The following is an 11703-nucleotide window of genomic DNA, read 5'->3' as shown; positions in this document are numbered from 1 at the left end:
CTGTTCCAAATCGCTGTTGATCTGGCGCCCGCCCCGGCCTAACCCGCCCTCATGACCGACTCCCAAGCGCATCAAGACCGCCTCAAGCGCCTCCATTTCCGCGCCTGGCATCGCGGCACGCGTGAGGCCGATTATATGATCGGCTGCTTCTTCGACCGCTTCCACGCGCAATGGAGCGAAGCGGAGCTCGTCTGGTTCGAGACCATGATCGAGGAAGAGGATGTCGACATCCTCGGCTGGGCGCTGGGCTCGCTGTCCGTTCCGCAAGAATATCAGGGCCCGATGATGGATCGCATGCGCAAGCTGGATTACGTCGACATCCCGCGCTGAATGATCCGCGCCCCATCGGAACAAAACGCAAACCAACGCCTTCCCTCCGGGCGCCCGCTGCCCTAAAGGCGTGAAAATCCCCTGCCCGCCGAATCGGCGCGGCGGGTTGTTTGCCGTGCCCGGATCTGACGCCAAAAACCTGACGAAAGCGCTGTTGCCATGCCCGATATCTCCCGCATCCTCGCCGCCAAGAGCCCGCTGACGCTGGCCGGGCTGGTGCGCGGCGCCCAGCCCATGGTGCTGGCCGATCTGGCGCGGGCCGCGGCGGTGAAACAGGGCCGCGCGGTCTTCGTGGCCGCCGACGATGCCGCCATGCGCGCCATCGGCGACGCCGCCAAAATCTTCGCCCCCGAGCTGGAGGTGGTGGAATTCCCCGCATGGGACTGCCTGCCCTATGACCGCGCCAGCCCCGCCGTCTCGATCTCCACGCGCCGTCTGGCCGCGCTGCACCGGCTGCAGCAGAAGGTCGAGGCGCCGCAACTGCTGCTCACCACCGTGGGCGCGATCACCCAGCGCGTGCTCACGCCCTTCCGCATCCGCGAATCGGTGCGACTGCTCAAGCCCGGCGTGGAAATCGGGCGCGAAAGCCTCACCGCCCTGCTCGCCCGCGCTGGCTATGCCCGCACCGACACCGTGGCCGATGCCGGCGAATATGCCGTGCGCGGCTCGATCTTCGACATTTTCCCCAGCGGTCTCGATCAGGGCCTGCGCCTCGATTTCTTCGGCGACGAGATCGAGACGATCCGCCTCTTCGATCCCGCCACCCAGCGCACCACCGGCACGCTGCCCCAACACCTGCTGCTGCCCGCCAGCGAGGCGCTGCTCGATGACGAGAGCATCAAGCGCTTCCGCAGCCGCTACCGCGAGCGTTTTGCGGCGCACGCCACCACCGATCCACTCTATCAGGCGGTCAGCGATGGCCGCCGTCTGGCCGGCATGGAGCATTGGCTGCCGCTGCTCGAAGACCGTCTGGTCACCCTCTTCGACCATCTGGGCGAAGCTGACCTGCTGGTCGTGGAAGCCGGAGCACAAGGCGCCATCGAGGAACGTCTGGCCGACGTCACCGACTACCACCATTCGCGCGCCGATCCGGAAATCCAGAAGAAATCGGGCGCCTATCGCCCGCTGCCCGCCGATGCCCTGTACCTGACACAGGATGAAATCGCCCGCAGCCTGCAAGGCTGGCCCGCGCATACCGCCCAGCCTTTCCCCCAGCCCGACAGCGCCGCCACGGTCGATTTCGCTTTCAGCGGCGCACGGGATTTCGCGCCGGAACGCGCGCGGGGCGACAATGCCTATGAGGCGGCGGCGAAACATTTGATCGCTCAGGCCCGCATGGGCAAGAAGGCGGTGCTGGCCTGCTATTCCACCGGCAGCCGGGCGCGCATCACATCGATCCTCGGCGAGGCGGGCGAGGCCTTCAAGGCCCCCACCCCCGCTCTGGCCGACACATGGCAGGAGGCGCTGGGCATCGCCGCCTCGGGCCGGGTCGCGGCGCTGGTGCTGCCTCTGGAAACCGGCTTTGCCAGCGAGAGCGTGGAAATCCTCACCGAGCAGGATCTGCTGGGCGACCGCCTTGTCCGCCGCAAGAAAAAGAAGAAATCCGCCGACGCCTTTCTGGCCGAACTGGCCGCGCTCAGCCCCGGCGATCTGGTGGTCCATATGGATCATGGCATCGGCAAATATGAGGGGCTGCAGTCGGTGCCCGTCGGCGGCAGCCCGCATGACTGCGTGATGCTGACCTATGCCGGGGGCGACAAGCTCTACATCCCGGTCGAAAATCTCGATGTTTTGTCGCGCTTTGGCGCCGAGAATGAAGGCGTCGCACTGGATCGCCTCGGCGGCGAGGCATGGCAGAAGCGCCGCGCCAAGCTCAAGGAGCGCATCCGCGAGATCGCCCATGAGCTCCTGAAAACCGCCGCCCTGCGCGCCCTGCGCACCGCCCCGGCGCTGGTCAGCGATCCGGCCAGCTTCGCCCCCTTCGTCGACCGCTTCCCCTGGGACGAGACCGAGGATCAGGAAGCCGCCATCGGCGACGTGCTGGAGGATCTGGCCAGCGGCAAGCCGATGGACCGCCTCGTCTGCGGCGATGTCGGCTTCGGCAAGACGGAAGTGGCCCTGCGCGCCGGTTTCGTCGCCGCCATGGCGGGGATGCAGGTGGCGGTGGTGGCGCCGACCACCCTGCTTGCGCGCCAGCACCACAAGAGCTTTTCCGAGCGCTTCGCCGGTTTCCCGCTGGAGGTAGGCCGCCTCTCGCGCCTCGTGCCCGAAAAGGAGGCCAGCGCCACCCGCGCGGGGCTGGCTGAGGGCAAGGTCGATCTGATCGTGGGCACCCATGCGCTGCTCGCCAAATCGGTGAATTTCAAGCGGCTCGGTCTGGTGATCGTCGATGAGGAACAGCGCTTCGGCGTCACCCACAAGGAGCGCCTGAAGCAGCTGCGCGCAGATGTGCATATGCTGACGCTGACCGCTACCCCCATCCCGCGCACGCTTCAGATGGCGATGAGCGGCCTGCGCGAACTCTCCACCATCCAGACGCCGCCGGTCGATCGCCTGGCGGTGCGCACCTATGTGATGGAATGGGACGAGATGGTGATGCGCGAGGCCCTGCTGCGCGAACACCATCGCGGCGGGCAGAGCTTTATCGTCGTTCCCCGTATCTCCGACATGGCCGAGGTGGAGGAGTGGCTGCGCACCTATGTGCCTGAGGTGAAATATGTTTCCGCCCATGGCCAGATGGCGGCCAGCGAGGTGGAAGAACGCATGAGCGCCTTCTATGAGCGCAAATATGACGTACTGCTCTCCACCACCATCGTGGAAAGCGGGATCGATATTCCCTCCGCCAACACGATCATCATCCATCGCGCCGACCGTTTTGGCCTTGCGCAATTGTACCAGCTGCGCGGGCGTGTGGGCCGCTCCAAGCTGCGCGCCTATGCCTATCTCACCACGGCGGCGGGCAAGGGCATGACCGACACCGCGCAAAAGCGCCTGAAGGTGCTGGGCGACCTGGACTCGCTGGGCGCCGGTTTCCAGCTCGCCAGCCACGACCTCGACATTCGCGGCGCGGGGAACCTGCTTGGTGACGAGCAATCGGGCCATATCCGCGAGGTCGGCTTCGAGCTTTATCAATCCATGCTGGAAGACGCGATCCTCGCCGCCAAGGCGGGCGAGATCGGCCTCGAGCGCGACAGCACCAAGGGCCTTTCGCCGCAGATCACCGTCGATGCGCCGATCATGATCCCCGAGGAATACGTGCCGGATCTGGCCGTCCGCATGGCGCTCTACCGCCGCCTCAACGATGCCGAGGATGGCGCCGAGGTCGAAGCCCTCTCCGCCGAGATGATCGATCGCTTCGGGCCGCTGCCGCAGCCGACGATCAACCTGATCCAGCTGATCCAGATCAAGCGGCAGGCCATCGAGGCGCATATCGCCAAGATCGACGTGGGCGCGAAGGGGACGCTGGTGTCGTTCCACAACGACTCCTTCCCGGATATCGCCGGTCTGGCCGCCTATGCCGCGCGGCTGGAGGGCACGATCAAGCTGCGTCCGGACAGCAAGCTGATCGTCAGCCGGGCATGGGGTGATCCAAAGGCTCGGTTGAACGGATTGTTGCAGTTGACCAAGGGGTTGAGCGCCATTCTTAAGAAGAAGGGCAAGTAAGAGAAGATGCGAGGGGGTTACCCCCTCGCGCTCCCATGACGTCTTCCGGCGATAGAGTGGTGGCGCCCGATTGTTGCGCCCCGGCTCTCCACCTGCACAAGCTGAAGCGCCGCAGGCAGCCATCCCGCGAACGATAGGACACGCTAGGTATATTAAAGCCTGCGGCGCTCTGAACACGAGGCCAAGGTTTAGTCAGAGCGCAACGCAGACATGAAAGGGAGCGCGAGGGCGATGGCCCTCGCATCTTCTCTTTTCTTACTGCTCTGAAGCCAACTGCAAAAACGCTTCCGCACTCATCGGCTGGGCCCGCACGAAGCCCTGATAATAGGCGCAACCCTCACGCGCGACGGCCAGCCTTTGCGGCTCGCTCTCGATCCCCTCCGCGATCACTTCCAGATCCAGCGCGTGCGCCATGGCCGCAATCGCGCGCAGAACCGCCAGATCGCGCGGGTCTTCGGTGATGCCGTCCACCATCGAGCGGTCCAGCTTGAGGTAATGCAGCGGCAGGGTCTTGAGGTAGCGGAAGTTGCAGAAGCCTGCGCCGAAATCGTCCAGCGCGATGCGGATATCCTGCGCGGCCAGATCGGACAGCGAACGCTCGGCGAGGCTCATGTCGGACACCAGCACCTGCTCGGTCACCTCCAGCGTGAGCCGGTCGTTGGGGAAGCCGGTCTTGCCCAGAGCGCGGCCCAGATCGAAGGGGAAACTGCCTGCGGAGAGATCCGCCGCTGTTACGTTCAAGGATAGACGCAAGGGCGCGGGCCATGCGGCGGCGGCTTTCAAGGCCTGTTCCGCGATATGGCGCGACAGGGGCACCACATGATCGGCACGCTCGGCAATCGCAAACAGTGCGCCCGCGCCAATCCGGCCCAGCTTGGGGTGGTTCCAGCGGGCCAGAGCCTCCGCGCCGGAGAGGCGTTCATCGGCCTGCTCGCCTTCGGGGCCCGCGTGCCAGTTCAAAGCGAATTGCGGCTGGAACAGCACCTCAATCTCATGGCGATCGATCGCCTTGAGCAGATCGGCCTCCAGCTCGGCGGCGGTGCGGCCCGCGCGGGTGGCCTCGCCATCGGCCCACATCACGCGCAGGCCCTGATGGCGCTGGGCCACGGCAAAGGTCTGCGCCAGCCGGTCCAGCACGCTTTCGGAGCTTTCGCCCTGCAGCACGCGCAGCAATGCCACGCGCGGAGACAGCCGCAAAGTCCCGCCCCGGCGCACCAGTGGACGGGCCACGCGGTCGGCCAGTTGTTCGGCGAACATTTGCCAGCGCTCGCGGCTGCAGGGTTCGTCGGCGATCAGCAGAAAGGTGCCGCCCGGCGCACGGGCGGCCATCCAGCGGCCGGTCAGTTCCTGCTCGGCAAAGCGGGTCAGGCGGCCCGCCACCTCGACAAGCGCGCCATCGCCGGTGGCCGAGCCATAGGCCAGATTGACCGTCTCGAAGCGGCGCAGGCCCAGCAACAGGGCGTGGACACGGGTGGCGGGGTTGGGCTCATCGGGGGCCTGCCCGGCATTTTGCGCCCAGTCGGCCAGCTTCTCGCGCGCCATATCCAGGTCGGGCAGGCCGGTCAGCGCATCGCGCATCGGCTCATCCTCAAGGTCCAGTTGCGCGTCATCCATGGGGTGTCGGGTCCGATGCTGGCGCGGGGACGGCCCCCGCCTCGAATCAGCTTCTTACGCCCTGCAGCTTGCCAAAGCGTTCCTTTTCTCTCCATGGACAGCGCTCCGGACGCCGCCTATGAAAGCGCCCTCCCCAAGACGTTTGCCGGATCGAGAATGACGACAGAACCAAGGCTCGCTCTGGCCGCATCGGAAACCCCCGCCGCGCAGGCCGCGCGCGAGGCGATGGCGAACGACCACGACTGGGCGCCTCTGGCCGAGGCCGATGCCGTTGTCGTGCTGGGTGGCGACGGCTTTATGCTGACCGTGCTGCACCAGATGCTGGACCTCGATCATGTGGTGCCCGCCTATGGCATCAATTACGGCACCGTTGGTTTCATGATGAACAAGGTGCGCTCCACCCGCAGCATCGAGCAGCGCGTGGCCCGCGCCACGCCCATTTCCGTGACGCCTTTGCAGATGGTGGCGCGCACCCATGCGGGCGAGACGATCAGCGCCTATGCCATCAATGAGGTCTCTCTGCTGCGCGAAACGCGCCAGACCGCCCGGCTGGAGATCACCGTGAATGACAAGGTGCGCATGGCCGATCTGGCCTGCGACGGCATTCTGGTGGCGACGCCCGCTGGCTCCACGGCCTATAATCTCTCGGCCAATGGCCCGATCCTGCCGCTGGGCAGCCAGATGCTGGCCCTGACGCCGATCAGCCCCTTCCGCCCCCGCCGCTGGAAGGGCGCCATCCTGCCGCAGAGCGCCGAGGTCTCCTTCCGCGTGCTGGAGCCGGCCAAGCGTCCCGTCGCCGCCGTGGCCGATCAGAAGGAGGTGCGCGACATCGATAGCGTGACGATCACCGCCGCGCGCGACCGCCAGCTGCATCTGCTGTTCGACCGTGGCGCGAGTCTGGAAGAGCGCATTTTCGCCGAGCAGTTTCTGGTCTGAGATTATTTGCAGCATGATCGGGGTCGGAACGGCGTTTAACGCGCGGTTCCGACCCCTTTTTTGTGCCTTCCGGCGGCGCTGGAGGGCGAAAAACTGCTTCAACACCTTCAAAAAGCGAAAACTTTTCCACAGATCGCTGTTTTTTGCATTTTGGCGGCATTTTTGGGTTGTCAGTCTCGGAATGCCTGCTATTAGCGCGCTCCTGCCCGGCAGCGATGCCACGGCGGAAACGACATGGTCCCTGATAGCTCAGCGGTAGAGCTCTCGACTGTTAATCGAGCGGCCGTAGGTTCGAATCCTACTCAGGGAGCCAGTCATAGAAGAAAAAAGGCGGCTTTTCAGGCATATAGCTTGAAGCCGCCTTTTTCGTTACCAAAGCCATTACCCAATTCGATTGCGAATGGTGGCGAACGCCTGCGGTCCATTGACCATTTATCACGAAGCTTCATTATGACGTTTCGGAAACGACTTGTCGTTATATAGTGGCTCGGGCCTCCATCCTTTCTCCGTTATATCTCGTATTTTCAGGCGCTTAAATGCCGCCGAGATAATGGAGTCCCCACACCAGTCCCCTCAAGTCGAGTTGGTCGAGGCTGTTCAAGGCTGGACAGTGGCATCATGCCTCGCTGGCTTTAGACCTAGGCATATGTATGAGCCGCCCCCTTGCTATCGACATAGGCGGCTTTAGCGTTTATGTAGCAATGTAATGTAGGGCGCCGGTTTTGTGCATCCGCCGAGGTGATAAGTGTCCGACAATGTTCCTGCACGTATGACACCCAACGGACCAAAAGTCCGTGAGGCACTTCTGTGCCTCATTCGTCAAGCAGATCAGCATGACTTCTGCTTGACGCAATACTATCTTCTTAAAGCATTGTTTTTTGCAGATAGGTCACACCTTAATAAATATGGCCGTCCGATCACCTTTGATCATTATTACGCATTGCCAGATGGGCCGGTCCCATCGCTAAGCTATGAAGTTCTTAAAAAGTCACCAGGCGCTTGGGACTATACCGGTATGGATGCCGCATTATGGGAGGCTACGCCGCAAGACGGGACGAAAGTTCGCTTCCATAATGCCGCTCGCGATCCGTCGGATGAAATTTTGTCTGAAAGCGATATGGAAGAGCTTGAGGCCGCGTTCGAGCATGTTCGGCATCGAAGCTTCAAGCGTATCTGGAGCGAAACACATCAAGATCGTGCTTATGTGAACGCGAAGGCAAAAGGCGGAACTTCCAACAATCCGCCAATGGAGTACGTGGATCTTTTCGACGAACCGAATGCAAAGCGGGCACAAGACCTGTTGTCACAGGCAAAGGTGCATTTTTGACCCCCTCCGTAGGCGAGATTGTATTCGTGATGGCCCCCTCAGTGGGTTATCGAAAGTACCATCTCTGCCTTGGCCAAAATGAGGCTGGCACATACCTGTTCCTTTATCTAAACTCAGATAATGGATTTGCGGGCGATGTTGTTTTTGAATGCGGGAGACTACCCGCTATCCCGGCCTCAAAAACGGGAGAAAGCGTGGTCAGTTTCTCCATGGTTCCGCGTTTCACTGAAGCTCAACTAGCGCTGCACGGGGCAACATCTTTCGGATTACTACCCAAAGATGTTGCGCAGGATTTACTCAACCACTGCGCTAGTGTAAAAACTCTGACTCGCGCAGAGAAGCTATTTGTATCAAATGCTTTGGCTGAGATGGCAGCATAAGCGCTCGTGGATCGATGGGAACGCACCGCTAACCGGAACGTCCTCGCCCAGGGCCACCGATCCGGGCGGGGGCGTGTCGGCTGGCATTTAGCCTCTCCCAGCCCAGCCCTTCGCTACTGGGGGTGCCCACACCCATAATGGTTGTGCGCTGCGGCGATCCGGGCGATTGCCCGACCTACCGCTTTTCGCTGGGGAGTTAGCGCATGACGATTGAGGTAAAGGCGCACCATCGCCGCATTCTGGATCTGGCAGCCGAAGATAACCCGACGAACGCCCGCGTTGATAGCTATAAGAATCTGCTCGGTTATCGGGAAAGCCTCGCACAAGGCTGGATTGTTGAGGTGCCCAAGCCTGCTGGGCATGGGATGTATTTTATCATTACTCCCGCCGGGCAGAATGCGCGCTACCGGCCTAAGTCGAAGGCCCCGAAGCGCGCAAGCCTACGCATGATAGAGCCCCGTATCCCCACCCTTCCAGATCGCATCCAAGCCGCGCCGCCGCGTCTTAGGCGCGCTGACTGAGAGTCAGCACCTGCCATCGCACTGGGCTTGAAGCGAGCGATCTGCCTGTTGGTTGGCACTCTTTTCGCAAACACGCTGACCTAAGCGGCGGGTAATCCGTGGGATGATGGCCCGGCTGGGTAGAATTGACGCAAATGTGGGCGTACTACAATTGTCATACAGAAATATGCTTTCAGTACAGATGCTTATCGAATGCCTAGTTAGTGTATGCCATTTGACTGTCGGCCTCTGACCCTATGCTTTTCCCGCCTTTTCAATCGCCTACGCCTGATAGTTTACCGTGTTGGGTGTATGGCTTTCAGGGACTTCATCTGCACCTCGATATGGTTATTCCGAGGGGAAAGTTGCGCGCCGCAGAGCCTCCCCTGTGGACGGGGCTTTGTCCTTCACAGCTCAACCCGCTTTCCCAGCGATCAGAGCATGCAAGGCCTCTGCGGGAATAACCGTGCGCCCACCGATGCGAACGGCGCGCAGGCGACCAGCGGCGATATGGCTATAGAGCGTGGTTCGCCCCAAGCTGGAGACCTGGCAGGCCTCCTTGATGCTGTAGGCGATTTTCGGAAGGTCGGTGGGGTGGACAGGCATCATCACTGTTCCCGCAAGGCCGAAACCGGATTGCTTCGGACGTTGTGGGATTGTGGTCAGCTACCTTCGCCCGGCAAAACATGGGGGGTTAAAAAGAAAGTTATGGGCGCGCTTGATCCGGCTCAGAGGGCCGCAGAAGCCCCTTGGCATGTTCCAGGGGATCAATATCCGGATCGCTGGGCAGCATCGCGTGGTAGGCGGTACGGATCGGACTATCCTCCGCCCCAACCCTGGCCTCTTCCCTCAAGGTGCGGAGCTTTGCAGGGGTGAGGTCCTTCCCATACCCAGCCGCGCGCAAAAGCCGGGAAGCGAGCCTGCTGGCCTCTAGCAAATATGCCTTGTTACCCTTGGCCTTTTCGTGCCGGACGCAGCATTCCAGAATGGCGGCCATCTGGCCTTCGTGGATGTTCGTCCTGAATGCGGTGCCGGGCCGCCCTCCCTTGCGCTTGACCTTGAAGGCGGCTGGCTGTCGCCCCTTGTCAACATCAAGGACAGCTTCAGCAACCCTAAGAATGGGGCTCAAAGTCGCCTGCGGGAGGCCGACGGCGGGGAAGTAGTTGAGCAGCGCGATCATGGCGCGCTGGATGCCCCGCCGGCCATCGTCATCGCCGTTCTCAAGCAGTTCAGCAGCCACGGCCAGTTCTATATGCACCCAATCCAACGCGGAGAAAGGGTCTGTTTTCATCGGCAGTTTTGCCAGGAGGCTTTCGCGTGGAAACCCTGTGATTGCCCCGGTTTCGGGGTTCCGCTGGACGTAGTTTTCCTTGGCTGGTTTCATGGTGCTGTTGCCGGCTACTGATGATGCGATGCTACCCATCATAAAATCAGTTACGATGCGTTGGCCAGCATGTGACCGTAGGCACAACCGTTTCGGAGGGCCAAACCAGATCTCTGCCATTGCCGCTGGTTTGCGATTTGCCAGATCTGTTACGGACGAGCGTTGTTACGCTGCGATGTTGTCCCAAATCGGTCAACTTGATCTTGGCGCGGATGTAGACTCGAACTTTTTCTGGTTTCAGCATCGCGATCAATTGATGCGATTCGAGGGTAAAATGCCTTTTCTAAATTCCAGTGCCATCAAGCGGGCGGAATATGACGCCCAGTCCATGCGACTTCAGCTTTGGTTTCCAGATGGCGGGCCATACAGCTTCTGCCGTGTCCCCGTCCAAGTTTATCAAGGCCTGCTCAATGCCTCCTCAAAAGGGAGCTATTACAACACCTACATTCGCGATCGTTATCAGTGCTAGTCTTCGTTGACCGTTACCCAGCAGACGCCTGTGACTGTCAAAGTCTGAGACTGGCCGGATGCTATAAATTTGGCAGAGACACCAGGGCGGCCCGCCAACGCATGCTGAAGCAAGTATGTAGGCACAGCCTTCAACAGGTTGAGCCAAATCGTTTCAGTGAACCATCTCATAACGATAAACCATCCTAAGTTTGAGACGGCTAGCTCACGCCAAAGCCACCGCTACAGCTATGTTTTGCCGGTTCATTCTCTACTGAATCGTAGGCGCCAGATCCCCGAGCATGACCTCTGCCGGGATCGCAATGTTCATGGCCAGGCGACGGGACAGTTCCGCACGCTGGGCCTCTGCTGGCTCATGCCCTTCTTCGATCGCGGTGGCCAACAATCCCATCCCCTCGTCGATCAAAGGCTGCGCAAGATCGTTATGGCCGCCCAGCCGGAAGATCGATGCCCTGAAAATGACGACGCCCGCCAGTTTCACCTTATCCTCGGCGCTGCCGTGGCTGGCCAGCATGCGCGCCCAGATCTCGATTACACCCAGCATCTGAGGGCCAAGGGCACCAGGCTGAAAGGCTGTCATCATGGTATTTTCAAGCATATCCGCCTGAGCCTTGATGTCGCCCTTAGCCGCGCGAAGGAGAGTATCAGACATATTGGCCATCAGCTATCTCCAAGCCAATTGCCACTGAAGGCTGCCTTGAAAGCGCCACTGCCTCCGTTGCCGCCAAGTGCGCTACTCTTCGCGTAACTTGAACCCAGCGCAGCGCCAGTCAAAGCGGCGAAATTCCCGATGGCCGAATTGATCGTGTTCGCGCTCGAAAGGGCCGCATTGCCGATGGTGTTTGCAGCAGTGTTGTTGTTCGCTGAGACGGCATTGGCATAATTTTGACCAGCACCGGTCAGCGCCGCCGCTGCATTCAACCCGGTCTGCTGTTGGGTCTGAAGCTGACCAATGTAGGAGCCGATGTTCTGGTTTGCGAAGTCCTGGCCATATTGCAGGAGGGCCTTGTCGGCTGCTCCGCTCTCCGTCAGGCCCTTCTGTCCAAGTGCAGCGGTTACACTGTCCTGACCGGTTTTCAGCGCAGCTTGATAGCCTGTGCT

General features: G+C 61.3%; 11 protein-coding genes and 1 tRNA gene. 7 read left to right on the top strand and 5 right to left on the bottom strand.

The window, feature by feature from the left end; all coding sequences use genetic code 11:
* Positions 1–51 precede the first annotated feature (51 nt).
* Complete coding sequence (locus SR3_RS22685; protein ID WP_068090997.1) at positions 52–330, top strand: FAD assembly factor SdhE; 279 nt, start codon at positions 52–54, stop codon at positions 328–330.
* A gap of 159 nt (positions 331–489) precedes the next feature.
* Entirely contained in the window at positions 490–3993 is a 3504-nt protein-coding gene (mfd, locus tag SR3_RS22680; RefSeq protein WP_068090995.1) for a transcription-repair coupling factor, read from the top strand.
* Positions 3994–4248: 255 nt separating this feature from the next.
* On the opposite strand, the gene SR3_RS22675 is transcribed toward mfd, so the two are convergent.
* Positions 4249–5607 (bottom strand): bifunctional diguanylate cyclase/phosphodiesterase, encoded by a 1359-nt coding sequence (locus SR3_RS22675; RefSeq protein ID WP_068090993.1) that lies wholly within the window; start codon positions 5605–5607, stop codon positions 4249–4251.
* Between the two features lie 156 nt (positions 5608–5763).
* On the opposite strand from SR3_RS22675, the gene SR3_RS22670 reads away from it, so the two are divergent.
* The 4 genes from SR3_RS22670 (at position 5764) to SR3_RS31535 (ending at position 8771) form a co-directional block, all read left to right on the top strand.
* A complete protein-coding gene (locus tag SR3_RS22670) occupies positions 5764–6543 on the top strand; it encodes an NAD kinase (RefSeq protein ID WP_068090991.1) in 780 nt (259 codons plus the stop codon).
* Between the two features lie 238 nt (positions 6544–6781).
* Positions 6782–6856: transfer RNA gene (locus SR3_RS22665), tRNA-Asn, on the top strand.
* A gap of 432 nt (positions 6857–7288) precedes the next feature.
* Positions 7289–7870 (top strand): Panacea domain-containing protein, encoded by a 582-nt coding sequence (locus tag SR3_RS30800; protein ID WP_157099050.1) that lies wholly within the window; start codon positions 7289–7291, stop codon positions 7868–7870.
* A 583-nt stretch (positions 7871–8453) separates the two neighbouring features.
* Positions 8454–8771, top strand: a complete 318-nt coding sequence (locus SR3_RS31535; protein ID WP_157099049.1) for a hypothetical protein — start codon at positions 8454–8456, stop codon at positions 8769–8771.
* Between the two features lie 393 nt (positions 8772–9164).
* On the opposite strand, the gene SR3_RS32850 is transcribed toward SR3_RS31535, so the two are convergent.
* Both SR3_RS32850 and SR3_RS22645 read right to left on the bottom strand, forming a co-directional pair.
* Entirely contained in the window at positions 9165–9356 is a 192-nt protein-coding gene (locus SR3_RS32850) for a helix-turn-helix domain-containing protein (RefSeq protein ID WP_407668196.1), read from the bottom strand.
* Between the two features lie 100 nt (positions 9357–9456).
* The gene (locus tag SR3_RS22645) at positions 9457–10134 is read right to left on the bottom strand and encodes a hypothetical protein (RefSeq protein ID WP_157099048.1); all 678 of its coding nucleotides are present in this window, start codon (positions 10132–10134) and stop codon (positions 9457–9459) included.
* Between SR3_RS22645 and SR3_RS32245 the strand changes: the two genes are divergently transcribed.
* A complete protein-coding gene (locus tag SR3_RS32245) occupies positions 10133–10603 on the top strand; it encodes a KTSC domain-containing protein (RefSeq protein ID WP_218018873.1) in 471 nt (156 codons plus the stop codon). The genes SR3_RS22645 and SR3_RS32245 overlap by 2 nt on opposite strands.
* Positions 10604–10852: 249 nt before the next feature.
* Here SR3_RS32245 and SR3_RS22640 read toward each other — a convergent pair whose 3' ends face one another.
* The gene (locus tag SR3_RS22640) at positions 10853–11263 is read right to left on the bottom strand and encodes a hypothetical protein (RefSeq protein ID WP_068090981.1); all 411 of its coding nucleotides are present in this window, start codon (positions 11261–11263) and stop codon (positions 10853–10855) included.
* Positions 11263–11703: hypothetical protein (locus tag SR3_RS31935; RefSeq protein WP_218018872.1), on the bottom strand; the 441-nt coding region annotated here is incomplete at its 5' end. The genes SR3_RS22640 and SR3_RS31935, both read right to left, overlap by 1 nt.

Origin of the sequence: Novosphingobium rosa NBRC 15208, assembly GCF_001598555.1 — a bacterium.
In the GTDB taxonomy this organism is placed as follows: domain Bacteria; phylum Pseudomonadota; class Alphaproteobacteria; order Sphingomonadales; family Sphingomonadaceae; genus Novosphingobium; species Novosphingobium rosa.
Note: the sequence above shows the minus strand (reverse complement) of the source record. Positions and strands in the feature narration are given on the sequence as shown.